This window comes from Streptomyces laurentii (genome assembly GCF_040635425.1).
Classification (GTDB): Bacteria; Actinomycetota; Actinomycetes; order Streptomycetales; family Streptomycetaceae; genus Streptomyces; species Streptomyces laurentii.
Map to the genome: position 1 here is coordinate 1 of NZ_JBEYHT010000003.1, position 23731 is coordinate 23731.

The 23731-nt window shown below is 72.8% G+C and carries 25 protein-coding genes and 1 pseudogene; 16 read left to right on the top strand and 10 right to left on the bottom strand.

The window, feature by feature from the left end; all coding sequences use genetic code 11:
• The 4 genes and pseudogenes from ABZ693_RS02510 to ABZ693_RS02525 all read right to left on the bottom strand — a co-directional run.
• Nucleotides 1-210, bottom strand: a pseudogene (locus ABZ693_RS02510) (2-oxoacid:acceptor oxidoreductase subunit alpha); the annotation flags it as partial.
• A 483-nt stretch (nt 211-693) separates the two neighbouring features.
• A complete protein-coding gene (locus tag ABZ693_RS02515) occupies nt 694-1353 on the bottom strand; it encodes a LuxR C-terminal-related transcriptional regulator (RefSeq protein WP_359872899.1) in 660 nt (219 codons plus the stop codon).
• A 268-nt stretch (nt 1354-1621) separates the two neighbouring features.
• Nucleotides 1622-2953, bottom strand: coding sequence for a sensor histidine kinase (locus tag ABZ693_RS02520; RefSeq protein ID WP_435842325.1), 1332 nt, complete (start codon nt 2951-2953; stop codon nt 1622-1624).
• A gap of 189 nt (nt 2954-3142) precedes the next feature.
• Nucleotides 3143-4297: a sensor histidine kinase gene (locus tag ABZ693_RS02525; protein WP_359872515.1), complete on the bottom strand. Its 1155-nt coding sequence runs from the start codon at nt 4295-4297 to the stop codon at nt 3143-3145.
• Nucleotides 4298-4429: 132 nt separating this feature from the next.
• Between ABZ693_RS02525 and ABZ693_RS02530 the strand changes: the two genes are divergently transcribed.
• The 14 genes from ABZ693_RS02530 to ABZ693_RS02595 all read left to right on the top strand — a co-directional run bounded on the left by ABZ693_RS02530 (nt 4430) and on the right by ABZ693_RS02595 (nt 17522).
• The gene (locus tag ABZ693_RS02530; protein ID WP_435842326.1) at nt 4430-4834 is read left to right on the top strand and encodes an NADH-quinone oxidoreductase subunit A; all 405 of its coding nucleotides are present in this window, start codon (nt 4430-4432) and stop codon (nt 4832-4834) included.
• Nucleotides 4825-5475, top strand: coding sequence for an NADH-quinone oxidoreductase subunit B (locus ABZ693_RS02535; protein WP_359872519.1), 651 nt, complete (start codon nt 4825-4827; stop codon nt 5473-5475). Before ABZ693_RS02530 ends, ABZ693_RS02535 begins: the two co-directional genes overlap by 10 nt.
• Nucleotides 5472-6668, top strand: coding sequence for an NADH-quinone oxidoreductase subunit C (locus tag ABZ693_RS02540; protein WP_359872521.1), 1197 nt, complete (start codon nt 5472-5474; stop codon nt 6666-6668). Before ABZ693_RS02535 ends, ABZ693_RS02540 begins: the two co-directional genes overlap by 4 nt.
• Nucleotides 6665-7633 carry a complex I subunit 1/NuoH family protein gene (locus ABZ693_RS02545; RefSeq protein WP_359872523.1) on the top strand — a complete coding sequence of 323 codons (969 nt, stop codon included), beginning with the start codon at nt 6665-6667 and terminating at the stop codon, nt 7631-7633. Before ABZ693_RS02540 ends, ABZ693_RS02545 begins: the two co-directional genes overlap by 4 nt.
• Nucleotides 7633-8226 (top strand): NuoI/complex I 23 kDa subunit family protein, encoded by a 594-nt coding sequence (locus ABZ693_RS02550; protein WP_359872526.1) that lies wholly within the window; start codon nt 7633-7635, stop codon nt 8224-8226. Before ABZ693_RS02545 ends, ABZ693_RS02550 begins: the two co-directional genes overlap by 1 nt.
• A complete protein-coding gene (locus ABZ693_RS02555; protein ID WP_359872528.1) occupies nt 8223-8858 on the top strand; it encodes an NADH-quinone oxidoreductase subunit J family protein in 636 nt (211 codons plus the stop codon). The genes ABZ693_RS02550 and ABZ693_RS02555 overlap by 4 nt, the downstream gene beginning before the upstream one ends.
• A complete protein-coding gene (gene nuoK / locus ABZ693_RS02560; protein WP_359872530.1) occupies nt 8858-9250 on the top strand; it encodes an NADH-quinone oxidoreductase subunit NuoK in 393 nt (130 codons plus the stop codon). The genes ABZ693_RS02555 and nuoK overlap by 1 nt, the downstream gene beginning before the upstream one ends.
• Nucleotides 9247-11286: an NADH-quinone oxidoreductase subunit 5 family protein gene (locus ABZ693_RS02565; RefSeq protein ID WP_359872532.1), complete on the top strand. Its 2040-nt coding sequence runs from the start codon at nt 9247-9249 to the stop codon at nt 11284-11286. The genes nuoK and ABZ693_RS02565 overlap by 4 nt, the downstream gene beginning before the upstream one ends.
• A 27-nt stretch (nt 11287-11313) precedes the next feature.
• Nucleotides 11314-12867, top strand: coding sequence for a complex I subunit 4 family protein (locus tag ABZ693_RS02570; RefSeq protein WP_359872901.1), 1554 nt, complete (start codon nt 11314-11316; stop codon nt 12865-12867).
• Nucleotides 12864-14444, top strand: a complete 1581-nt coding sequence (locus ABZ693_RS02575; protein WP_359872534.1) for an NADH-quinone oxidoreductase subunit N — start codon at nt 12864-12866, stop codon at nt 14442-14444. Before ABZ693_RS02570 ends, ABZ693_RS02575 begins: the two co-directional genes overlap by 4 nt.
• A 52-nt stretch (nt 14445-14496) precedes the next feature.
• Entirely contained in the window at nt 14497-14967 is a 471-nt protein-coding gene (gene mscL / locus ABZ693_RS02580; protein ID WP_359872536.1) for a large conductance mechanosensitive channel protein MscL, read from the top strand.
• Nucleotides 14968-15208: 241 nt separating this feature from the next.
• On the top strand, nt 15209-16072 hold the full coding sequence (gene htpX, locus ABZ693_RS02585; protein ID WP_359872538.1) for a zinc metalloprotease HtpX: 864 nt from the start codon (nt 15209-15211) through the stop codon (nt 16070-16072).
• On the top strand, nt 16069-16479 hold the full coding sequence (locus tag ABZ693_RS02590) for a YccF domain-containing protein (protein ID WP_359872540.1): 411 nt from the start codon (nt 16069-16071) through the stop codon (nt 16477-16479). The genes htpX and ABZ693_RS02590 overlap by 4 nt, the downstream gene beginning before the upstream one ends.
• 11 nt (nt 16480-16490) lie before the next feature.
• Nucleotides 16491-17522: a barstar family protein gene (locus tag ABZ693_RS02595; RefSeq protein ID WP_359872542.1), complete on the top strand. Its 1032-nt coding sequence runs from the start codon at nt 16491-16493 to the stop codon at nt 17520-17522.
• On the opposite strand, the gene ABZ693_RS02600 is transcribed toward ABZ693_RS02595, so the two are convergent.
• Nucleotides 17488-18720: an APC family permease gene (locus ABZ693_RS02600; RefSeq protein WP_359872544.1), complete on the bottom strand. Its 1233-nt coding sequence runs from the start codon at nt 18718-18720 to the stop codon at nt 17488-17490. The two genes, ABZ693_RS02595 and ABZ693_RS02600, sit on opposite strands and share 35 nt — an antisense overlap.
• A 58-nt stretch (nt 18721-18778) precedes the next feature.
• Here ABZ693_RS02600 and ABZ693_RS02605 point away from each other — a divergent pair, with 58 nt between their 5' ends.
• Nucleotides 18779-19048 carry a GlsB/YeaQ/YmgE family stress response membrane protein gene (locus tag ABZ693_RS02605; protein WP_359872546.1) on the top strand — a complete coding sequence of 90 codons (270 nt, stop codon included), beginning with the start codon at nt 18779-18781 and terminating at the stop codon, nt 19046-19048.
• A gap of 88 nt (nt 19049-19136) precedes the next feature.
• Here the strand turns inward: ABZ693_RS02605 and ABZ693_RS02610 are convergent, their stop codons facing one another.
• The 5 genes from ABZ693_RS02610 to ABZ693_RS02630 form a co-directional block, all read right to left on the bottom strand.
• Entirely contained in the window at nt 19137-19760 is a 624-nt protein-coding gene (locus ABZ693_RS02610) for an alpha-ketoglutarate-dependent dioxygenase AlkB family protein (RefSeq protein ID WP_359872548.1), read from the bottom strand.
• Nucleotides 19753-20265, bottom strand: coding sequence for a methylated-DNA--[protein]-cysteine S-methyltransferase (locus tag ABZ693_RS02615; RefSeq protein WP_359872550.1), 513 nt, complete (start codon nt 20263-20265; stop codon nt 19753-19755). Before ABZ693_RS02615 ends, ABZ693_RS02610 begins: the two co-directional genes overlap by 8 nt.
• A gap of 143 nt (nt 20266-20408) precedes the next feature.
• On the bottom strand, nt 20409-21434 hold the full coding sequence (locus ABZ693_RS02620; RefSeq protein ID WP_359872552.1) for a hypothetical protein: 1026 nt from the start codon (nt 21432-21434) through the stop codon (nt 20409-20411).
• Nucleotides 21435-21448: 14 nt separating this feature from the next.
• Complete coding sequence (locus tag ABZ693_RS02625; RefSeq protein ID WP_359872554.1) at nt 21449-21907, bottom strand: NUDIX domain-containing protein; 459 nt, start codon at nt 21905-21907, stop codon at nt 21449-21451.
• A gap of 185 nt (nt 21908-22092) precedes the next feature.
• Nucleotides 22093-22257: a hypothetical protein gene (locus ABZ693_RS02630; RefSeq protein ID WP_359872556.1), complete on the bottom strand. Its 165-nt coding sequence runs from the start codon at nt 22255-22257 to the stop codon at nt 22093-22095.
• 188 nt (nt 22258-22445) lie between these two features.
• On the opposite strand from ABZ693_RS02630, the gene ABZ693_RS02635 reads away from it, so the two are divergent.
• Complete coding sequence (locus ABZ693_RS02635) at nt 22446-23720, top strand: NsdA family TPR-like regulatory protein (RefSeq protein WP_359872558.1); 1275 nt, start codon at nt 22446-22448, stop codon at nt 23718-23720.
• The last annotated feature ends 11 nt before the right edge of the window (nt 23721-23731 follow it).

Here is a 23731-nt window from a genome sequence, read left to right on the forward strand (position 1 = left end):
CGTGGAGAGGTCGTTCCCGAAGGACGCCGTCTCCGAGGTGAACCGGTCACCGGTGAGCTGCATGCCGTCGCCGGAGTCACCCGCGAAGCGGATGATCACCCGGTCGAGCCGGCGCACTTCCTTCGCGGAGCCGTGCTCGGCCGTCGCCGGGGCGCTGCGCTGCTCCCCGACCAGGGCCTCGCCGGCCTCGCTGCTGACCTGGCTGGTCACTGGACTGGACCTCCCTGGCGGCAAGGGTGATCTCCGCCGGGGTGCCTCGGTGTTCCTCGGCGCTACGGCGGAGAAGGCTCGGGGGGCGACCGGCCTGGGCCGTCCGTCCCGGAGATCAGCCTACGTCCGAGAGGGGGTCCTTCCGGGGACTTCCCGCATCATGGACCTTCTTTTGAGACGTCGGTTATGCGCCATTCGTCCGGAGTGGGGTGGTGCGCCGTACGCGGCCGGAGCGGTACGGGGACCGGCGGCGGCCCGTACCCCGTGAGCGGCCGGCCGTGAGGTGGTCCCGAGCGGCGGCGGGGCGGTGCCGCCGGTCCATCCCAGGTCCGGCGGGGTGTGGGTGACGGGGCGTCAGGGACGTGAGGGGCCGGTGGGAGGGACGGAAGCGGCCGGAAAGCCCCGGGAAACCCGAACTTCCCGGCCGGGATCGCGCGGATTCGGCCGGAAGTGCCGGGCTGTGGCGGGAATCAGCGGATCTCGTCAGGAATTCAAGTACGTCAACACGGCGAGGACCCGGCGGTGATCCCCGTCACTCGGCGACAGTCCCAGCTTCAGGAAGATGTTGCCGATGTGCTTTTCGACCGCGCCGTCGCTCACCACGAGCTGCTTCGCGATGGCCGAATTCGTGCGTCCCTCCGCCATCAGGCCGAGCACCTCGCGCTCGCGCGGGGTCAGCACGGCCAGCACGTCCTGCCGGCGGCTGCGGCCGAGCAGCTGCGCCACGACCTCCGGGTCGAGGGCCGTCCCGCCCCGGGCCACCCGTACGACCGCGTCCACGAAATCGCGGACGTCGGCGACCCGGTCCTTCAGCAGATAGCCGACGCCCGTGCTGGACCCGGCCAGCAGCTCCGTCGCGTACCGCTCCTCCACGTACTGCGAGAACACCAGCACCCCGATCCCCGGGTAGTCCTGGCGCAGCCGCACCGCCGCCCGCACCCCCTCGTCGGTGTGGGTCGGCGGCATCCGCACGTCGGCCACGACGACGTCCGGCAGCTCGGCCCGGTCCGCGAGCGCGGCCACCGTCTTCAGCAGCTCCTCGGCGTCGCCGACCCCCGCGACCACCTCGTGGCCCAGGTCGGTGAGCAGGCGGGTCAGGCCCTCCCGGAGCAGTACCGAGTCCTCGGCGATGACGACCCGCACGCTGTCCGCGCCGCCGTTCGCCGCCGCACCGGCGCCCCCGCCCGTTCCCATCGGCCCCATGTCGTTTCGTCCCCTCAGGTCTTTCCCACTGCGTGCTGAGCGGTGTCCAGCATCGCAGGGGGAGGGACGCGGAGGGGACGGGGGAGGTTCAGGCGGGGGAGTTTCGGACGGGTCCGGCGGGCGCGGCGGAACCGGTGGGGTTCAGCGGCGCCGGTCGTGCTCGGCGGAACCGGTCGGGTTCGGCGGTGCCGGTCGTGCTCGGCCGTACTCAGTCGCGCCAGGGGAGTTCGGCGGTGACCGTGGTCGGGCCGCCCGCCGGCGAGTCGACGGCGAGCACCCCGTCGACCGCGTCCAGCCGCTCCATCAGCCCGGCCAGCCCGCGCTCGCCGGCCGGGACCGCCCCGCCGACCCCGTCGTCCCGGACCTGGAGCATCAGCCGGTCGTCCGTCCGCCACACGTCCACCCAGGCGCGCTTGGCCCGCGCGTGCCGCGAGACGTTCTGGAGCAGCTCGGAGACCGTGAAGTAGGCGAGGCCCTCGATCGCGGCCGCCGGCCGGGCCGGCAGGTCCACGTCCACCGTCACGGGGACGGCGCAGCGGGCGGCCACCGCCGACAGGGCCGCGTCGAGTCCGCGGTCGGTGAGGACGGCCGGGTGGATGCCCCGGGCCAGGTCGCGCAGCTCCTGGAGGGCCAGCTTCACCTCGCCGTGCGCCTCGTCGACCATCGCGGCGGCGGTCAGCGGGTCGTCCACGATCCGGTCCTTCGCCAGCCCCAGGTCCATGGCGAGGGAGGTGAGCCGGGCCTGCGCGCCGTCGTGCAGCTCGCGCTCGATGCGGCGCAGGTCGGCGGCGGCGGTGTCGACGACCACGCCCCGGTCCGACTCCAGCTCCGTCACCCGCGAGGCGAGCAGCGACGGGCCGAGCAGCGTCGAGACCATCACCCCGTCGACCGCGACCAGACCCCGCAGCACCCACGGCGAGAGGAAGACGAGGCCGAGACCCACGGCGACGGTCACGCCGACCTCGAACGGGTTGTCGACGTAGACGCCGTGCGTCCCGTCCCCGAAGAGCTGGATGCCGTCCTGCCCCAGGTACACGGGGAACACCCACTTCCACAGCGGGTACGTGACCAGGCTCCACGACACCGACCACAGCGTCACCGTCATGACGAAGGTGAACACCGCCCACGGGAAGTGCAGCAGGCAGTACAGCAGGTGCCGCCACGACGCCCCGCTCTTCAGCGTCGCGACCATCCACGCCATCGGGCTGTTTGTCCGGCCGCGGGCCGGCTCCGGCGCCCGTACGTGCAGATCCAGCAGCGTGCGCGCCCGCGTGCGCTCCAGCACGCCGATGCCCCGGCACGCGGCGAGCCCGGCGGCCAGGACCGGGATGCCGAGGAACGTGACGAGCAGCCCGGCACCGGTGGAGAGGAAGGTGACCGCGAGCACGAAGAAGGCGATGCTCAGCGGGAAGCCGGTCAGGACGTAGCCGACCGCACGCCACGTACGCCCCTCGAACGGGGCGCGGACGCCGGCGGGGAGAGAAGAGGAGACGGCCATCGGGGATCCGTTTCTCGCGCTGCTGGATGGTGACTCCACCATCCCGGTCGGGAGGGGGTCGGGGCCATGAGGCGGGTGGGCGTCTCGGGAGGGGGGTTATCCCCACCCGCGTACGAGGGGCGGGGCGCGCGCGGGCGTACGCCGGATACGCCGAAGTGGAACGGGCGCGGGGACGACGAAACCCCCGCCCGGTGAGGACCGGGCGGGGGCCGCCGAGCACACGAGAAGGCGTCAGGCGCGCGGGCGGTCGCGCCACGGGAGCTCGGCGGTCACCGTCGTCGGCCCGCCCTCCGGCGAGTTCACGGCGAACACCCCGTCGACCGCGTCCAGCCGCTCCGCGAGCCCCGCCATCCCCGTACCGCCGTCCAGCCGCGCCCCGCCGACCCCGTCGTCCCGGACCTGGAGCATCAGCCGGTCGTCCGTCCGCCACACGTCCACCCACGCCTGGCGGGCGCGCGAGTGCTTGGACACGTTCTGGAGCAGCTCCGAGACGGTGAAGTAGGCGATGCCCTCGATCGCGTCGGCCGGCCGGGCCGGCAGGTCCACGTCCACCGTCACGGGGACGGTGCAGCGCGCGGCGATCGCCGAGAGCGCCGCGTCGAGTCCGCGGTCGGTGAGGACGGCCGGGTGGATGCCCCGGGCCAGGTCGCGCAGCTCCTGGAGGGCCAGCTTCACCTCGCCGTGCGCCTCGTCGACCATCACGGCTGCCTTCTCCGGATCGTCGAGCAGCCGCTCCTTCGCGAGCCCGAGCCCCATCGCGAGCGCCACCAGCCGGGCCTGGGCGCCGTCGTGCAGATCCCGCTCGATGCGGCGCAGGTCGGCGGCGGCGGTGTCCACGACCACACCCCGGTCGGACTCCAGCTCCGCGATCCGCCGCTCCAGCTCGTCGGACGGCGACAGCAGCCCGCGCACCATCGACCGGTCGATGTTCGCCATGCCGCGCACCAGGAACGGCAGCAGCGGCCACAGCACGAGCAGCGACACCACCGTCACCGCGAACGTCAGGATGCCCCACGGCAGCCGGACGAACAGATACAGCTGAGTCCGCCACGCCACCGGATCCGCGAGCTGCGCCCACAGCGCCCCGAGCAGACCGCCATGGTGCGGCAGCCGGCTCGGCTCGGCGACCCGCACCCCGAGCAGCCCCCGCGCCCGGGCCCGCTCGGCCCGGCCCAGCACCCGTGCCCCGGAGAGGGCGAGCGCGAGCATCGGCGCCCCGATGATCGTCACGGACAGGCCGGCGCCGACCGAGACCGTCGCGACGGCGTACACGAACCCGACCAGCGCGTACGGGAGATTGCCGAGGAGGTGGGCGACCTCCTTCCAGGTGTGCCGGCCGTACGCGAGGCGCACGGGGGGAGGCGAGGTGTCGGTGTGCTCGGTCATAAGACCCAAGCTTGCCTGCCGCGCGAGCCGTCCTGCCATGGGGGAGGTGGGCGGGAGCGAAGGGGGGCTATCCCCACCAGAACCCCTAGACTCAGCGTCCGTAGAAAAAAGGGCAGACACCGAGATCGAGGGGTGGACGCGGACGTGTCAGGACCGACCGTCGTCGCGGCGGGCTACTTTCAGACGTACTCCGTCGTCGGGTTGCTGGCGGTGGTCGGCGTGCTCTTCGTCGCGATCGCGTTCGGCGCGAACCGTCTGCTGCGGCCCGTCGTACCGACCCCCGAGAAACTCCTCACCTACGAGTGCGGAGTCGACCCGGTGGGGGAGGGGTGGGCCCACACGCAGGTCCGCTACTACGTCTACGCCTTCCTCTACGTGATCTTCGCCGTCGACTCGATCTTCCTCTTCCCGTGGGCGACGGTCTTCGCCGCGCCCGGATACGGGGCGACGACCCTGGTGGAGATGTTCGTGTTCCTCGGCTTCCTCGCCGTCGGACTGCTCTACGCGTACAAGAAGGGCGTCCTGGCATGGACGTGACCCCCACTCCGGAGACGACCCCGATCGAAGGGGCGGCCCCGGCCTCCGCGCCGGTCCCGCTGCCGGAGCCGAAGCTCGGGGCGCTGGCCCGTCTCGCCCCCGAGCCGATGAAGGTGGTCCTGAACTGGGGCCGCCGCTACAGCCTCTGGGTCTTCAACTTCGGCCTCGCCTGCTGCGCCATCGAGTTCATCGCCGCCTCGATGGCCCGTCACGACTTCATCCGCCTCGGCGTGATCCCCTTCGCGCCGGGCCCGCGCCAGGCCGACCTGATGATCGTCTCCGGCACGGTGACGGACAAGATGGCGCCGGCGGTGAAGCGGCTGTACGAGCAGATGCCCGAGCCGAAGTACGTCATCTCCTTCGGCGCCTGCTCGAACTGCGGCGGCCCGTACTGGGACTCGTACTCCGTCACGAAGGGCGTCGACCAGATCATCCCGGTCGACGTGTACGTGCCGGGCTGCCCGCCGCGGCCCGAGGCGCTGCTCCAGGGCATCCTCAAACTCCAGGAGAAGATCGCGCGGGAGAACCTCGGCGCGCGGTACGGCGCGGGCGGCGGCGCGTCCGTCACCCAGCTGACCAGCCCCCGGGTGGACCCGCCGGTGCCGGGCGGCACCCCGCCGACGCCGGGAGGCAGCGCGTGAACGGCTACGACGAGAACGCCTTCGACGCCCTGCCGGACTCGGTCACCGAGCTCTTCGGCGAGGAGGCCGCGGCCCAGCGCGGGTACGACCTGCTGACCGTCGACGTGCCGACCGGCTCGTGGATCGCCGCCCTGGAGATCGCCCGCGACAAGCTCGGCCTCACCTTCTTCGACTGGCTGAGCGCCGTCGACGAACCGGGCGCGGGCTTCCGCGTCTGCGCGCACGTCGCCTCGGTCGGACCGGGCGGCGTCCGGCGCCTGCTGCTGCGGACGACGGTGCCGCACGAGGCGGCGTCGCTGCCGTCGGCCGTCGAGGTCTACGCGGGCGCGGCCTGGCACGAGCGCGAGACGTACGAGATGTTCGGGGTGACCTTCACCGATCACCCGCACCTGGTCCACCTGCTCCTTCCGGAGACCTTCGAGGGCCATCCGCTGCGCAAGGGCTTCGTCCTCGCGGCGCGCGTCGCCAAGGCGTGGCCCGGCGCGAAGGAGCCCGGCGAGTCCCACGACCCGAACGCCCCGAAGCGCCGTCAGATGCTGCCGCCGGGCGTGCCCGACCCCAACGAATGGGGTCCGCTGAAGGGCCAGCTCCCGCCCGCCCCGGCCCGCGCGGCGCGCGGCGCGGGTGCGGGGGCCGGTGCCGCCGGTGAACGGCCGGTGCGGCGTACGCGTACGGCCGGCGCCGGGTCGGCGAGCCAGCAGGGCGAGGGGGAGACCCCGGCCGTGGCCCCGCGGCGCGCGCGGAGCGCGAGCGAGGGCTCGGCGAGCCAGCAGGGTACGGAGACCCCCGCGGCGGGTCCGCGCCGGGCGCGCAGCGCGAGCGGCGGTTCGGCGAGCCAGCGGCCGGAACCGTCCGAGCCGACCACTGCCGTCGAGCCGCCGGCGCCTCCGGCCGGTCCGCGCCGGAACCGGAGCGCGGGCGGCGGGTCCGCCAGTCAGCGCGAGGGCGGGACCGTCGACGAGGGGGCACCGCAACCGGAGCCCGGACCCCGTACCCGTAGCGCGGACGCCCCCTGGCACCACGCCCGCCCGGCGTTCGACGAGGGCGCCGAGGCCCCCGAGAAGGCGCCCGGGAAGGCCGCCGAGCCGGACAGCGAAACCCCGCCCGAGACCCCGTCCGAGACTCCGCCCGAGACCCCGCCCGAGACCCCGCCCACCCCCGACACCGAATCCGACGGAGGCGATCCCGCGTGACCGACGTACTCGACGTCGTCCTCCGCCTGCTCGCCGTCTTCGTCGCGTTCCTCGTCCTGCCGCTCGTCGTCGGACAGACGGAACACAAGGTGATGGCCCACATGCAGGGCCGGCTCGGCCCCATGTACGCGGGCGGGTTCCACGGCTGGGCGCAGCTCGTCGCGGACGGGGTGAAGTTCGCGCAGAAGGAGGACATCGTCCCGGCCGACGCCGACCGGCGGGTGTTCCAGCTCGCGCCGGCCGTCGCCCTCCTCCCGTACCTCCTCGTCCTCCTCGCGATCCCGATCGGCCCCGGCGACGGCGCGGTCGGGGCGGTGATCGACGCGGGGATCTTCTTCGTGCTCGCGGTCATGGGCGTCGGTGTGCTCGGCAGCCTGATGGCCGGCTGGGCGTCGGCGAACAAGTACTCGCTGCTCGGCGCGCTCCGTACCGCCGCGCAGCTGCTCGCGTACGAACTGCCCATGCTCCTCGCCGCCGCGTCCGTCGCGATGGCGGCCGGGACGCTCTCGCTGCCCGGCATCCTCGACTCGTTCGAGTGGTGGTGGGTGCCCTGGCAGATCGTCGGCGCGCTCGTCTTCTTCGTCGCCGGGCTCGCCGAGCTGCAGCGCCCGCCGTTCGACATGCCGATCGCCGACTCGGAGATCATCTTCGGCGCGTACACCGAGTACACCGGGCTGCGCTTCGCGCTGTTCCTGCTCGCCGAGTACGCCGGCATCGTCGTCCTGTGCGGCCTGACCACCGTCCTCTTCCTCGGCGGCTGGCACGGCCCGTTCGGCGCCGACGGCCTCGGCTGGCTGTGGACCCTGCTCAAGACCGCCGTCCTGGCGTTCGTCGTGATCTGGCTGCGGGTCTCGTACCCCCGGCTGCGCGAGGACCAGCTCCAGAAGCTCGCCTGGACGACCCTCGTCCCGCTCGCGCTCGCGCAGATCGCGCTCACCGGCATCGTGAAGGTGGCGATCAGCTGATGGCACCCGTGTTCGGATCCGGTCTGGCCAAGGGCCTCGCCGTCACCCTGCGCACCATGACGCGCAGGAGCGTCACCCTGCAGTACCCGGAGGCGCAGCCCGAGCTGCCGCCCCGCACGCGCGGGGTGATCGCGCTGTTCGAGGAGAACTGCACGGTCTGCATGCTGTGCGCCCGCGAGTGCCCCGACTGGTGCATCTACATCGACTCCCACAAGGAGACCGTGCCGCCGGCCGCCCCCGGCGGGCGCGAGCGCAGCCGCAACGTCCTCGACCGCTTCGCGATCGACTTCTCGCTCTGCATGTACTGCGGTATCTGCGTCGAGGTGTGCCCGTTCGACGCGCTGTTCTGGTCGCCCGAGTTCGAGTACGCGGAGACCGACATCCAGGAACTGACGCACGAGCGCGACAAGCTGCGCGAGTGGATGTGGACCGTCCCGGAGCCGCCCGCGCTCGACCCGCGCGCGGAGGAGCCGAAGGAGATCGCCGCGGCGCGCAAGGCCGCCGACAAGGCGGCGGCCCAGGCCCATGCGGCAGCCGAGGCCGAGGCAGCCGCCCAGGCCGAGGCCGCTCGGCGCGAGGAGGAGGGACAGTGATCCTGGCCCGGACCCTCGCCGCTTCGGCCACCGCCCACGGCTTCCTTTCCCCCACCGGCGTCGAGGCCGTCTTCCTCCTCGTCGGCCTCGTCACCCTCGGCGCGGCCCTCGTCGCCGTCACCACCAAGCAGCTCGTGCACGCCGCGCTCTGGCTGGTCGTGGCGCTCGGCGGGCTCGCCGTCGAGTACCTGCTGCTGACCGCCGAGTTCATCGCCTGGGTGCAGGTGCTGATCTACGTCGGTTCGGTCGTCGTCCTCCTCCTCTTCGGGCTCATGCTCACCCGGGCCCCCGTCGGCCGCTCCCCGGACGCCGACTCGGGCAACCGGCCCGTCGCCGCCGCCGTGGCACTGGCCGCCGCGGCGGCGCTGGTGTGGGTGGTCGTGGACGCGTTCCGTACGACGTGGATCGGCCTCGACGGACCCGCGCAGGGCTCCGCCGAGGTGTCGGGCCGGTTCCTCTTCCGGCACTGGGTGCTGCCCTTCGAGGCGCTGTCCGTGCTGCTGCTCGCCGCGCTCGTCGGGGCGATCGTCCTGTCCCGGAAGAAGTCTCCCGAAGACGACACCGACACCGAGGCCCCTGAGGAAACCGAGGACACCGACGAATCCGGCGAAGCCGCCGAGGAGACCCGCTGATGCATCTCGTCTACCCGGCCGTCCTCGCCGCCCTCCTCTTCTCCATCGGCCTGTACGGCGTCCTCGCCCGCCGCAACGCGATCCTCGTCCTGATGTCCGTCGAGCTCATGCTCAACGCGGTCAACCTCAACCTGGTCGCCTTCGACGTCTGGCTCCGCGACACCCTGCACGCCGGCCAGGCGCTCACCCTCTTCGTCATCGCCATCGCCGCCGCCGAGATCGGCATCGGCCTCGCGATCGTCCTGATGGTCTACCGCAACCGCGGCACCGCGGACGTCGACCGGCTCCGCGACACCGCCGAGCGCCCCACCCCCGCGACGGGCTCCCCGTCCGCCGACCCGTCGTCCGCCGACCCGTCGTCCACCGGCGAGAAGGCCGAGGCCACCGCGTGACCACCACCACCCTCGCCGTCCTCGTCCCCCTCCTGCCCTTCCTGGGCTCGGCCGCCGGCCTGCTCCTCGGCCGTACCGCCCCCGGCTTCGTCCGCCCCCTGGCCGTCCTGCCGGCCCTGGCCGCCGCCGTGCTCGCCGTCCTGGTCGCCGTACGGCAGGGCGGCGGTGCGGCGATCGACGCCGCGACCCGGCTCACCCCGACCGGCTCGGTCCCGATCGATCTGGCCCTGCACATCGACGGCTTCGCCGCGCTCGTCGCCGTCCTGGTCGGCGTCGTCGCCACCTGCGTGCAGATCTACTCGACCGGCTACCTCCGGCACGACCCGCGCTACCCCTCGTACGCCGCGCTCGTCTCCCTCTTCACCTCCGCGATGCTGCTCGTCGTCTACTCCGGCGACCTGATGGTGCTGCTCGTCGGCTGGGAGATCATGGGCATCTGCTCGTACTTCCTCGTGGGGCACTACTGGGAGACCCCCGAGGCCCGCGCGGCCTCCCTGAAGGCCTTCCTCGTCACCAAGCTCGGCGACGTGCCGTTCCTGATCGGGCTGTTCGCGCTCGCCGCCGACGCGGGCACCTTCCGGATCACCGGGGTGCTCGGCGCCGTCGCGAGCGGCGGCCTCGACCACCCGACCCTGGTGGCGCTGCTGCTCCTCGCGGGCGTGGCCGGCAAGTCCGCGCAGTTCCCGCTGCACACCTGGCTGCCCGACGCGATGGCCGGCCCGACCCCCGTCTCCGCGCTCATCCACGCGGCCACCATGGTCGCCGCCGGCATCTACTTCACCGCCCGTCTGCTGCCGGTCTTCGCCGCCTCCGCCGCCGCGCTGACCGTGCTCGCCGTGATGGCCGCGCTCACCATGACCGGCTCGGCGCTCGCCGCGCTCGCGCAGGACGACATCAAGCGGGTCCTCGCCTACTCGACGATCGGCCAGCTCGGCTACATGGCCGGCGCCCTCGCCGTCGGCGACCGGGCCGCCGCCGTCTTCCACCTCCTCACGCACGGCGCCTTCAAGGCGCTGCTGTTCCTCGCCGCCGGTACGGTCATCCACGCCGCCGGCACCAACTCGCTCACCGCCATGTCCCGGATGAGCGGACTGACCCGGCGCGTCCCGGACGCGTACTGGACGATGACCATCGGCCTGCTCGCGCTCGCCGCGATCCCGCCGTTCGCCGGCTTCTTCTCCAAGGAAGCCGTCCTCGTCGCCGCCGAGCACACCGCCACCTCGGGCGGGGCGGGCGGCGCGCCCGCCGTGGCCGGCTGGATCGTGCTCGTCGCCGGACTCCTGACGGCCCTGCTCACCGCCGCGTACGCGATCCGGCTGTGGCTGCTCGCCTTCCGCGGGCGCGGCACCGAGGCCCCCGACCACGGGCGCCAGCCGGTCGCCATGACCACCGTCCTGTGGGTGCTGGCCGTGCCGTCGCTCGCCCTCGGGCTCGCCGCGCCCCGGCTCGGCGACTGGTTCGGCGGACCCTCGCTCATGCCGACGCTCACCACGGCCGTCCTCGGCACCGGCCTCGCCGTCGTCGGCGCCGCCGTCACGTACGCGACCTGGCACGCGCTCGTCACCAAGGCGGCCCGGGCGGCCGGGACCGCCCGGGCGACCGCGGCGGCACAGGCCCGTACCGCCCCGTCCGCCCCGCCCGTCCCGCACGTGCCCCACCCCGACGCCGACGCCGGCCAGGTCGAGGCGGAGGCCCTGGACCTGCCGCACCCGGCCCCCGACCACGACCCGGACCCCGGCCGCACCCTGCTCGGCCCGCTGTACCGGCCCGCCGTCGACGGCTTCCGCCTCGACGCCGCCTACCGGACGCTGTTCGTCCGCCCCGTCCTCGCCGCCGCCACGCTGGTCCGCTTCCTGGACCGCGAGGTCGTCGAGACGTACGTGAGCGGCGCGGGCAGCGGAGCCAAGGGCCTCGGGTGGCTCGTCCGCCGCGCCCAGACCGGCAACGTCCAGACCTACCTCGGCGCCCTGCTCGCCGGCTCCGTCGTCCTGGCGATCGTCGCCGTCGCCCTCGCCAACGCCGCCGCCGGAGCGTGACCCGTGATCGATATCAGCGAACCCGTGATGCAGATCCTTCTGGCACTGATCGTCGCCGGCCCGTTCCTCGGCGCCGTGGCCGCTCTCCTGCCCGCCCCGCCCGGACTGAAGGGCCGCTCACCCGAGCAGGCCGTGCTGCGCCACGGCGTCACCGTCACCGGCGTGATCCTGCTGGCCGCGATCGTCCTCGCCCTCGGCTTCGACCACGACCGCCCCCAGGCGATGCAGGCCACCACCGACGTCACCTGGATCAAGGCACTCGACGTACGGATCCACCTCGGCGTCGACGGCATCTCCCTCCCCCTCCTGCTCCTGACCGCGCTGCTGACCTTCCTCTGCGCGCTCTACTCGTACTTCAAGCCCCCGGCCGGCCCGTCCCCCCGGGCCTTCGTCGCCCTGCTCCTCGTCCTCGAATCCGGCACCCTCGCGACCTTCGCGGTCCTCGACCTCGTGCTGTTCTTCCTGGCCTTCGAGACGGTCCTCGTCCCGATGTACTTCCTCATCGCCCGCTGGGGCGGCGAGAACCGCCGGGCCGCCGCCCTGAAGTTCGTCCTCTACACGGTGCTCGGCTCCGTCGTCATGCTGCTCGGGCTGCTCCTCGTGGGCCTGAAGGCGGGCACGTTCGACATGGTGGCACTCGCCACCGACAACGGCCGCGGACTGACCACGTCGGTGCAGGTCATCGCCGTTCTCGCGATCGGTCTCGGGCTCGCCGTGAAGACCCCGATGTGGCCGCTGCACAGCTGGCTCCCGGACGCCCACACCGCCGCCCCGACCGTCGGCTCCGTCCTCCTCGCCGGCGTGCTCCTGAAGATGGGCACGTACGGGTTCGTGCGCATCGCGCTGCCCGTCACGCCCGACGGCATGCGCACCTTCGCCCCGTACCTCGCCGCCTTCGCGGTCGCGGGGATCATCTACGGATCCCTCGCCTGCCTCTCCCTGGTGAAGCCCGGCAACAAGGGCGACCTCAAGCGGCTCATCGCGTACAGCTCCGTCGGCCACATGGGCTTCGTGCTCCTCGGCATCGCCACCATGACGCCCACCGGCGTCAACGGCGCGCTGTTCGCGAACATCGCCCACGGCCTCATCACCGGCCTGCTCTTCTTCCTCGTCGGCGCCGTGAAGGACCGCTACGGCACCGCCGACCTCGACACCCTCGCCGGGGCCACCGGCGCCGCCCTCTACGGCCGCGCCCCCCGCCTCGGCGCGCTCGTCGCGTTCGCCGCCGTCGCCTCCCTCGGCCTGCCCGGCCTCGCCGGGTTCTGGGGCGAGATGCTCGCCCTGTTCGGCGCGTTCGACCCGGCCGCCGGACTCAGCCGCCCCGCCTTCCTCACCTGCATGGCGGTCGGCGCCTTCGGCACCCTGCTCACCGCCGCGTACCTGCTCCTCGTCGTCCGCCGGGTGTGCATGGGCGGCCCCCGGCCCGCCGGGGAGAGCGCGCTCGCCGACGTCCAGGGGTACGAGTTCGCCGCCTGGACCCCCCTCGCCGCCCTCACCGTCCTCGCCGGACTGTGGCCCGCCGTCCTCCTCGGCCTCACCGACCCGGCCGTCCAGCAGCTCCTCGCGGGAGGAAAGCCGTGATCCTCAACGTGACCGCCGCGCCGGCCACGGGCCCCCTGGCCGCGGGCGCCCCCAGCCTCGTCCAGACCGTGGACTGGGCGGCCATCGCGCCGCCCCTGCTCACCGTCGTGGTCGCCGTCGCGATCCTCGTCGCCGACCTCTTCCTCCCGGCCGGCCGCAAACACCTCCTCGGCTGGACCGCGACCGCCGGCCTGGCCGCCGCGCTCGCGCTCCTCCTGCCGCTGCGCGCCGGGGACCGGCAGACCTTCTGCCTCACCGACGCCGCCGCGGCCGCCGCCGGCACCCACGCGCGCGCGTGCAGCTACACCGCCGACACCTTCACCCTGGTCATCCAGTTCCTGGTGCTGGCCGGCGCGCTCGTCACCGCGCTGCTCTCGCACGCCGACACCCGCCGGGGCAAGCTGCCGGCCGGCGAGTACTGGTTCCTGCTGCTCTCGTCCGCCGCCGGCGCCGCCCTGCTGCCCGCCTCCCGCGACCTGGCCACCCTCGTCGTCGCCCTCGAAGTCGCCTCGCTGCCCGCCTTCGCGCTCGTCGGCATGCGCCGCGGCGACCGGATGTCCAGCGAGTCCGCGCTCAAGTTCTTCCTGTCCTCGGTCACCGCCACCGCCGTGACCCTGCTCGGCGCGAGCTTCGTGTACGCCGCCACCGGCACCCTCCACCTCACCGAGATCGCCCAGCGCCTCGACGACGTGCCCGGCCAGCTGCACATTCTCGCCCAGGCCGGCGTCGTCCTCACGCTCGTCGGCTTCGCCTTCAAGACGGCGGTCGTGCCCTTCCACTTCTGGGTGCCGGACACCTACGTCGGCGCCCCGCTGCCCGTCGCCGCCTACCTCTCCGTCGTCGGCAAGGCCGTCGGCTTCACCGGCCTCATCCTGGTGACCGTCGTCGCCTTCCCCTCGTACGCGCACGTATGGGGGCCCGCGCTGGCCGTCCTCGCCGCGCTCACCATGACCGTCGGCAACCTCGCCGCCCTGCGCCAGGACCCCACGCGCGCGAGGAGCGCGGTCCGGCTGCTCGCCTGGTCCTCCGTCGGCCAGGCCGGCTACCTCCTGGTGCCGATCGCCGCCGCCGCGTACTCCAGCGACGACCAGATCGGCGCGACCGTCGCCTACGCCCTGATGTACGCGGCCGTGAACCTCGGCGCCTTCGCCGTGACCGTCCTGGTGGCCCGCAGCCATCCCGAGAACCGGATCACCGACTACCGCGGCCTGTACGCGGCCCGTCCGGCCGCCGCCCTCGCCCTCGGTTTCTTCCTGCTCAACCTGGCCGGTCTGCCCCCGGGTATCATCGGCCTCTTCGCCAAGGTGACCGTCTTCTCGGCGGCCGTCGACGCCGGCCTCGGCTGGCTGGCCGTGATCATGGGCGTCAACGTCGTGATCGCCCTCGCCTACTACCTGCGGTGGACGGCCCTGCTCTTCCGGACCCCGGAAGGCGAGCCCGCACCGGTCCCGGTGGTGGCGCGCCGCGGGGTCCCCGCCCCGATCACCCTGGCTCTCGCGCTGACCGCCGTCGCGGGCGTCGTGCTGTCGGGATACCCGCAGTTCGCCCTCCGCTTCGCGGCGATCGGCCTGTTCTGACCCTCCCCCCCCACCTCGTACCCCCACGCACTTCATCTCAAGGAGCGACCCCGTGCTGACCGGCTTCAAGGACTTCATCCTCCGTGGCAACGTCGTGTCGATGGCCATCGGTCTGGCCGTCGGATCGGCGTTCACCGCCGTCGTCACCGGCTTCAGCAAGGCGTTCATCACCCCGCTCATCGGTCTGGCCACCGGCTCCGTCGGCGACTTCAGCGAGGCCAGCTTCACCGTCGGCGAGACCGTCTTCCCGTACGGCCTGGCCATCGCCGCCACCATCGCCTTCGCCGTCACCGCCGCCGTCCTCTACTTCCTCTTCGTCGTCCCCATGGCGAAGATCCAGGCGAAGTTCGCCAAGGAGGAGGCGGCCGACCCGAAGGCGGAGAAGCGCGACTGCCCGCGCTGCTTCACCGAGATCCCGGCCATCGCCTCCCGCTGCGGCCACTGCACGAGCGAGGTCGAGCCGGTCGCCGCCGCGCTGGCGAAGGCGGGCCTGGAGAAGATCGCGGTCCCGGCGGCCCGCTGACCTTCGGCCGTACGGAGACCCTCGCTTCGTACGGCGGCGGCACCCCAGGCCGTACGGCGGTCGCCTCCCGTGCCCCGTACGGCTCCCGCCGCCTCACCCGTACGGACCGTACGGCGTTCGCGGGCGCCGGGGAACCCGGGCTCTCCGCCTGGCGTTGACCAGGAGAGAAGGGTCCACTGGAGAGTGGATCCAGGATTCACCGAACAAGGGTTCCCCTGCCGCACCACTTGGAGGGCGTACCGTGCACCGCCGGCACAACGGGCTGAGGACAGCGGTCCTCCTCGGAGGGCTCTCCGCCCTCATCATCCTCATCGGCAGCTTCTTCGGGCGTACGGGACTGATCGTCGCGCTCGTCGTCGCTCTCGGCACCAACGCGTACGCGTACTGGAACAGCGACAAGCTGGCCCTGCGCGCGATGCGCGCCCGCCCCGTGAGCGAGTTCGAGGCCCCCGCGCTCTACCGGATGGTCCGTGAGCTCTCCACCCAGGCCCGCCAGCCCATGCCCCGGCTCTACATCTCGCCCACCCAGGCGCCCAACGCCTTCGCCACCGGCCGCAACCCGCGCAACGCGGCCGTGTGCTGCACCGAGGGCATCCTCGCGATCCTCGACGAGCGCGAGCTGCGCGGCGTCCTCGGTCACGAGCTGAGCCACGTCTACAACCGGGACATCCTGATCTCGTCGGTCGCGGGCGCGCTCGCCTCGGTGATCATGTTCCTGGTGAACTTCGCCTGGCTGATCCCGGTCGGCCGCTCCAGCGACGACGAGGGCCCCGGACTGCTCGGCATGCTGCTGATCATGATCCTCGGCCCGGTCGCCGCCTCCGTCATCCAGCTCGCGATCTCCCGCTCCCGGGAGTACGAGGCGGACGCCTCCGGCGCCCAGCTCACCGGCGACCCGCTCGCCCTCGCCAGCGCGCTGCGCAAGCTGGAGGCGGGCACCAAGCAGCTGCCGCTGCCGCCCGAGCCGCGGATCGAGACGGCGAGCCACATGATGATCGCCAACCCCTTCCGGCCGGGACAGGGGCTGTCGAAGATGTTCTCCACCCACCCGCCGATGGCCGAGCGCATCGCCCGGCTCGAACAGATGGCAGGTCGACGCCCGTGAAAACGATCCTGAACGTTATCTGGCTGATCCTCTGCGGATTCTGGATGTTCCTCGGCTACATGCTGGCCGGTCTCGTGCTCTGCGTCACGATCATCGGCATCCCCTTCGGCCTCGCCGCCTTCCGCATCGGCGTCTACGCCCTGTGGCCCTTCGGCCGCATGGTCGTCGACCGCCGCGACGCGGGCGCGCCGTCCTGCGTGGGCAACGTGCTGTGGGTGATCCTCGCCGGCTGGTGGCTGGCCCTCGGCCACATCACCACCGGCATCGCGCTGTGCCTGACGATCATCGGCATCCCGCTGGGCATCGCGAACTTCAAGATGATCCCGGTCTCCCTGCTGCCGCTGGGCAAGGAGATCGTCCCCACCGACCAGCCCTTCGGCGGTTACAGCCACCAGGCCCGTTACTAGGGCCTGTCTTCATGGAGCAGCCGCGGTACGCGTTGGTCGCCGCCGAGGGGGCGCGGGTCGTCGCGTTCTGCGCGGACGTGACCGGCCTCTACGCCGAGCCCGCCGCGCCGCCCCGGGTCGTGTACGAGCTGCGCGGCTGCGAGCCGCGCGGCGACCTGGCCCGGGCGGTCGCCGAGGCCGTGGTGGAGGGCGCCGCGCCGTTCGGCGCCCTTCGTGTCCGTACGGTGGACGGGGAGCTTCGGAGCTTCGACGGCGTACGGGTACGCGGCGCGCGCGGTGACGTCGTCACGATCGAGGCGAACGGCATCCCGCTGTTCGCGGGCGTCGGCGGCGACGCCGTGCCCTGCGGCAACGTGGTCCGCGTCTCGCCGCCCGAGCCGGAGGAGCGCACCCACACCGAGGTGACGTTCACCGGCTGTTCCCCGCGCGGGGCGCTGCGCGACGCGCTCGCCGCCGGGGCGGAGGAGTTCGGCCCGGTCCGCTACCAGGTCCTCTGGCGGACGGGCGGTGTGCGGCACTACGGCGAGACGGTCCGCGTCACCGGCTGGGGCCGCTCCGCCACCCACCACAGCCTGGTCGACATCAGCGTCGCCGTTCCGCGCGCCGGGCTGATACCGCCGGGGCGGCGCGCCGTCTGGGACGTGTTCGACGGACCGGGCATGCCCGCCGAGCCCGGCATCTGGCGCCGCTTCACCGGAGCGGCCCGCGAGGAGTGGCGCAACCAGGCCGAAGGCCGCTCGTACGACCTGCCCGAACCCGCCCCCGGCGCCACGTACGAGATCGACGGGCGGGACGTCACCGACCTCGACGGCTTCGTCTGCGCCGTGACGGAGGCCGTCCACGGCCCCGGCCGGGCCTTTCCCTTCAGCGACCCCCGCGCGCTCGGCGCGGAGTTCTCCGGCCGCACCCTCGTCTGGCGCCACGCCGACATCGCCCGGGCCTGCCTGGGCGTCACCCCGCTCCTCGGCCCGTCCCGCCCGGCCACCTTCCAGGAGCTGGTGGACGGCCTCAGAGCCGGAGGGACCCGGGTCGTCCTCGCCTGATCGCGTACGCCACCACGCCGACCGCCAGCACCCCGGTCCCGGCGAGCACGGAGGCGGGCGGCAGCGCGAACGCGAGCGCCGCGCAGCCGGCCAGGCCGAGGACGGCGAGCGGCCGGTCGCGCCGGGTCAGGGTCCAGGCGGAGGCGTTGGCGATCCCGTAGTAGACGAGCACGCCGAACGACGAGAAGCCGATCGCGCCCCGTACGTCCACCGTCGCCGCCAGCACGGCCACCACCGCGCCGACGGCGAGCTCCGCGCGGTGCGGCACCTGGAAACGGGGGTGGACGGCGGCCAGCGGGGCCGGCATATGCCCGTCCCGGGCCATGGCGAGCGTGGTCCGCGACACCCCGAGGATCAGCGAGAGCAGCGACCCGAGCGCCCCGACGGCCGCGCCGACCGTCACGAACGGCACCAGCCAGGACGCGCCCGCCGCCCGCGCCGCGTCCGCGAGCGGCGCGCCGGAGCCGGCCAGGGCCGCCGGGCCGAGAACGGCGAGCACGGTCACGGCGACCGCCGCGTACACGACGAGCGTGATCCCGAGCGCGATCGGCACCGCCCTCGGAATGGTCCGCTCCGGATCGCGTACCTCCTCGCCGAGCGTGGTGATCCGCGCGTACCCGGCGAACGCGAAGAACAGCAGGCCGGCCGCCTGGAGCACCCCGCCCGCCGGAATGTCCCCGGCCAGCGCGAGCCGTTCCACCCGGCCCGCCCCGGCGGCGGCCACCACGACCGCGGCGAGAACGGCCAGAACCACCGCCACGATCACCCGCGTCAGCCACGCCGACTTCCGCACACCCCCGTAATTGACGGCGGTCAGCGCCACGACGGCCGCCACGGCCACCTCGTGCGCGTACGCGGGCCACACGTACGACCCGACCGTCAGCGCCATCGCCGCACAGGACGCCGTCTTCCCGACGACGAAGGCCCAGCCCGCCAGATAGCCCCAGAAGGGGCCGAGCCGCTCCCGCCCGTAGACGTACGTGCCGCCCGAGGCCGGATAGCGGGCCGCGAGCCGCGCCGAGGCCATGGCGTTGCAGTACGCCACGACGGCGGCGATCCCCAGCGCCGGCAGCAGCCCCGGTCCGGCCGCGCGGGCGGCGGGGGCGAGCGCCACGAAGATTCCGGCGCCGAGCATCGAGCCGAGCCCGATGACGACGGCGTCGAACACCCCGAGGGTGCGGCGCAGATCCTGTGTCATGCGCCGCACCCTATGCGGGCGGGCAACCGTCCCGGCGGCCCAGGGCGTCTTACCGGACATGAGCATCATCGGATGGATCGTCCTCGGCCTGCTGGCCGGCCTCATCGCCAAGGTCCTGCTCCCCGGCCGCGACCCGGGCGGCGTCCTCGGCACGACCCTCATCGGCGTCGTCGGCGCGTTCCTCGGCGGCTGGCTGTCGGCCCGCTTCCTGGACCGCCCGATCACCCGCGACTTCTTCGACACCGCGACCTGGCTCTCGGCGATCGGCGGCTCGCTGGTGCTGCTGATCGGCTACCGCCTCCTGTTCGGCAACTCGCGCGAACGCTGAGCCCGCGGGACGGGAGACGACGCACCCGGATGTCGTCCGGCACCCGCTGGGCCGCTGAGCCCCGGCGCCGGGCCGTTCGGGCCCGCGCTCAGAGCCCCGTCTCGCGCAGGGTGATGTTCAGCCGCCCGCGCAGTCCCAGCGCGGGCTCGGCCGTCCCCGCGTACACCTTCGGCACGCCGTGGAACGCGAACCGCGACGGGCCGCCGAACACGAACAGGTCCCCGGACGCCAGCTCCACGTCCGTCCACGGCCGGCCGCGGTCCTCGGTGTTCCCGAGCCGGAACACGCACGTGTCACCCAGGCTCACCGACACCACCGGAGCGGGTGAACGCTCTTCCCTGTCCTGGTGCATCCCCATCCGCGCGCCGTCGCCGTAGAAGTTGACGAGCCCGGTGTCGGGCGCGTACCCGCGGTGCCGGCCGTACACCTCCACCAGCGCGGCCCGCCCCAACTCGACGAGCCAGTCCGGCAGTTCGACGGCGACCCCGTCCAGGTAGCGGTACGGAACCCAGCGCCGTCCGAGATGCAGCGAGCGCACCGACATCACCCCGCCGCCCGGCAGGACCGTCGACTCGTACGCCACCGGTCCCCGCCCGAACTCCCGGCAGGCCTCGACCAGTTCACGCTGCCGCTCCAGCGGCAGCCACCCGGGCACGTGCACCGCCCCGGGCGCGGGCTCGGACCGCTCGCGCGGAAACAGCCCTTCAGGCACCGCCGTCGCTCTCCAGCTCCAGCAGCGCCCGCTTGCGCGGCAGCCCGGCCGCGTAGCCCCGCAGGCTCCCGTCCGCGCCGATCACCCGGTGACACGGCCGCACCACGAGCAGCGGATTGCGCCCGATCGCGGTGCCCACGGCCCGTACCCCGGCGCCGGACGCCCCGACCCGGCCGGCGATCTCCCCGTACGAGACGGTCGTCCCGTACGGGATCTCCTCCAGCGCCCGCCACACACGCCGCTGGAACTCCGTCCCGTACGTCTCGTCGTACGGGATGTCGAAGCCGTCCCGCTCGCCGGCGAAGTACGCGCCGAGCTGCCCGGCGATCTCCTCGAACGCCGCGTCCGCCCGGACCCAGCCCTCCTCGACCTCGGCGCCGCCCTTCTGCCCCTCCAGCGACAGCGACCGCAGCGCGACCCGCCCGTCACCGCCGGCCCGCCCCACCAGGAGCATCGCGCCGAGCGGCCCGTCGATGCGGGTGTACAGCATCCCGTTCGTCCTCATGCCCTCCAGTGTGCGGCCCCGCCCCCACCCCCGGCTGGCGCTTTTCGGACACCACCCTCGCGGGTGCTGCGCGCCACGGGGGCAGGGGCGGGGCCGCTCGACCCTCTGACCTGCGTCAACGTAAGGAACTCACTGGGGCCCGGTCAGGTTGTCGGGGGTGTGGGACGGACCCGGCGCGACGGGTAGCGCGGATTCAGGAAGAGCGAGGGGAACGATCGGGGGCCGTGGCGGCGGTCGAGCCAGGCGGAGAGTCCAGTGAGGGAACCGGACAGCGTCGCCCGGAGCATGGTGGCGTGCAGATCGGCTGCTTCGTCGCGGCCGACGTCGGCAAGAAACCGGCTGTAACGGGCGTTCACGTCTTCCTGGTACTTCCCAATGGACTCCAGAAACGTCCGTGCCGGCTCGGTGAGGCCGTGCGCGACACGGTGAGTGGATCGGGAGAGCGCGGCCGTATCGGCGGCCGTGAGAGTGCCGGTCACGTCTCGGAAGACGTAGGCCGCCATACCTGCCGGGCGCGTGATCCCCAGGCAGCGGGCAATCCGCCGGGTGAGGGTGCGCGCCTCGTGATCACACGCGCCCTCCATGACCACGCCGAGATTGCGCGTCGTGAGCGAGCCGGCGAGGTCGGGCGCGGAGTAGGTGCGCCCGTCGTGGCGGCGAAAGTTCACGCCGTACTGCGTCCGTACGATCTCGTCTCCCCGCAGCTGGTAGCTGCGGAACGAGCCGTAGTGAAGGCAGTCGTGCGCGTACGCCCGCAGGAGATCGAGCGCCGCCAGTTCGGGGTCCTCCGGTAGACCGGACGCGAGTGACCCGGCAACCGTGATCAGGGCCCGCATTTGCAGGTGCCGGTACCCCTGGTTCGGGTGGTGAAATCCGCCGTACGCCCCTTCCCGCTCGGAGCGGATACCGACCATGACGCGATCGAGGGGCAGTAGCCGACTCAGCCCGAGAGTGGCGTACCGCGTCCGCAGTAGCGCGAGCCCGTCGTGAAAGGGGCGGATCTCCAGTCCAGCCGTGCGCCAGGCGGCCAGTACCCGGGGAAGCGGCCGGAACGTCACCTGGGGGTGCTGGCCGGCGAGGTCGGTCGTGCTGCTGCGCAGCTCGGCCAGTTTGGCGGCGAGGGCGATCGCGTCAGCCTCCCCGGACAGGTGCTCATGGGGAGCCAGCAAGCGGGGGATGCCAGTCAGCCGAGGGGTGTCTGCCCCCGAATCAGGGATCGGTGCGATTCCTGCACGCCTTCCGGCAGTTCGTCCGGGGAGAACCACTGTGCCTCCAGGATCTCGAACGAGTCGATCTTGAGATCGCCGCCGATCAAAGTGGCCTCGTACGCCACTTCGATCCGCAGTCTGTATCCGCTTTTCAGGTGCACGAGCCGGCCGGCCTTGACCTCCAGCCCGGCTTCCTCACGTACCTCTCGTACGACCGTGGCGCCGAACTCCTCGCCCTTGATCGCATAACCGGTCGGCAGCCCCCACTGCCGCCCCTCGGGCCACATGCGGTGGCGCAGCAGCAGGACGCGTCCCGCGTCGTCGCGTACGACGCCGGTCACGCCGACCATGAACTTGGCGTGCGCGATCCACAGCACCCACCACTGCATGGGGCCGCGGATGATGCGCCACAGCCGGGCGATCAGTCGTTTCATGTCGTGCCTCTTTCATGGGTGCCGGGCTGCGGCCGGGGGCGGCCACGTCCGCGGCTGTCCGGGGACTGTCCAACGCCGCTGATCGGGCCAGTGACACGGTGACGAGCGGAGGTGCCAATGGCCGGCTCAGGGTCGACCACGGCTGCCCCCAGGCCAGCCCCGCAGCATGACCGCCGACAGGTGCCTCACTGCCTGTCCGGCTTCATCCGGCAGCGGGGGCATCGGCATGGGGGATACGCGCTGGTGAGCAGGGGCGCGGCCCGCTCGCCGCCAAAGCCGGCGGTCAGGCGGCCCCGCTCTCGTACGACGTTGCCGGTCTTCCGGTCGACGTCGTACACACGAATCGTCATGCCCACAGCACGGGTCCTTTCCCCAGCCCAGTACGGGTGTCGCAGCAGTGCTGAACCAGTGCACAGTTTCGGAGGGCCCGACGGGCAAAGACGGACCGGACGTTTGGGCGGACGTTTTCGCCTTCCCGTGCGGGGCCACGGCGCTACGGTGAGGAGCAAAGGCAGCCGCACGAGTGGTAGGCAGGGTCGTGAGCAGACTGGCGCAGTTACGACGCGCGGCCGGGCATACGCAGGAGTCGTTCGCGAAAGCCTTCGCCCAAGAGGCAGGACGCTTGGGCGTCGCCGCGTCAGTGAGCGTGCGACAGATCCGGCGCTGGGAGAAGGAGTCGCCCCCGCCGCTTCCTCACCCGGGCCAGCAGCTGGTGCTGGAAACGATGTTCGGCATTCCGCTGGTCGAGATGGGGTTCGAGGTTCCTCCTCATCGCGTGACGGCTCCCGAGGCGCCAGGTGACCCTGGAGGGGTGAAGGCGCCAGGTGACCCTGGAGGGGTGAAGCGGAGGACATTCGTCGCCGACGCCGGGGTGCTCGCCGCGGCTGCCCTCGTTCCTGCGCGGCCGGGCCCGAGGGTCGGCGCGGCCGACATCGCCCGACTGCGCGTGAGGCTCGACGGCTTGTACCGGACCGACCACACAGCGGGCAGCGGGCCGGCCATGACACAGGCGCACCGCATCGAGGGCGAGATCACGGGTGCCCTTGGAACGGCCTCGTACACCAGCCGTATCGGTCGTGAGCTGCAGACGATGCTCGCCGAGTTGCACGGTCACCAGGCGTGGTACGGCTATGACGGCGGGCGTATCGACCAGGGACGCACGGCCTGCGTGGAAGCCCTCACGGCGGCGCAACTCGTCGACGATCCACTTCTGCAGGTTTCCGTGCTGGAGACGCTGGTACTCCTCGCCATCAAGGCAGGTCGCACGTGGGAGGCCGCGAGCGCAGTCGAGAACGCCTACCGGCTCGCCATGCGCGCGGGTGCCGGGCACACGGTGTACCTGGTGATCGCGCTGCGGGACGCGAACGTGGCCACCCACACGGGAGACCTTTCCGGGGCGCGCCGTGCCCTGAGCCGGGCCGTCAGCCACCAGGGGCGTGCGGACGCGGATGCCGAGGTGCCCAACTGGGCTCGGTTCGTCGGCCCGTTCGAAGTCGACTACGCCACGGCGGACATGTACGTGCGGGCCGGGCGGCCCGAACGCGCCGTGCCGTTCCTGCGGGCGGCTGCCCGGGGGATCGGGGGCGGACTGGCCCGGAACAGTGCCTCGTACCGCGTCAGACTCGCAGATGTGCTGCTTGCCGCTGGTGAGGTCGACGAGGCATGTGCCGAGGTGGGTGGCGTTCTGGACACCTGGGGCGGCATCTCGTCGCCCCGTCTGCTGGGCAAGATGCGTGATTTCCAGAGGGCGGCCGGAGCGATCGACAGCCCGGCCGCCCGCGAGTGCGCGGCGCGCATTCACGAGACCGTGTGAGAAGGCACCGA

Coding starts and splice junctions, on each gene's coding strand:
- ABZ693_RS02625 (WP_359872554.1), bottom strand. CDS start 21,907: ATGAAACGACTGATCGCCCGGCTGTGGCGCATCATCCGCGGCCCCATG.
- ABZ693_RS02535 (WP_359872519.1), top strand. CDS start 4,825: ATGGACGTGACCCCCACTCCGGAGACGACCCCGATCGAAGGGGCGGCC.
- ABZ693_RS02630 (WP_359872556.1), bottom strand. CDS start 22,257: ATGACGATTCGTGTGTACGACGTCGACCGGAAGACCGGCAACGTCGTA.
- ABZ693_RS02550 (WP_359872526.1), top strand. CDS start 7,633: ATGGCACCCGTGTTCGGATCCGGTCTGGCCAAGGGCCTCGCCGTCACC.
- nuoK (WP_359872530.1), top strand. CDS start 8,858: ATGCATCTCGTCTACCCGGCCGTCCTCGCCGCCCTCCTCTTCTCCATC.
- ABZ693_RS02520 (WP_435842325.1), bottom strand. CDS start 2,953: ATGGTGGAGTCACCATCCAGCAGCGCGAGAAACGGATCCCCGATGGCC.
- ABZ693_RS02525 (WP_359872515.1), bottom strand. CDS start 4,297: ATGACCGAGCACACCGACACCTCGCCTCCCCCCGTGCGCCTCGCGTAC.
- ABZ693_RS02615 (WP_359872550.1), bottom strand. CDS start 20,265: ATGAGGACGAACGGGATGCTGTACACCCGCATCGACGGGCCGCTCGGC.
- ABZ693_RS02600 (WP_359872544.1), bottom strand. CDS start 18,720: ATGACACAGGATCTGCGCCGCACCCTCGGGGTGTTCGACGCCGTCGTC.
- ABZ693_RS02570 (WP_359872901.1), top strand. CDS start 11,314: ATGCAGATCCTTCTGGCACTGATCGTCGCCGGCCCGTTCCTCGGCGCC.
- ABZ693_RS02605 (WP_359872546.1), top strand. CDS start 18,779: ATGAGCATCATCGGATGGATCGTCCTCGGCCTGCTGGCCGGCCTCATC.
- ABZ693_RS02595 (WP_359872542.1), top strand. CDS start 16,491: ATGGAGCAGCCGCGGTACGCGTTGGTCGCCGCCGAGGGGGCGCGGGTC.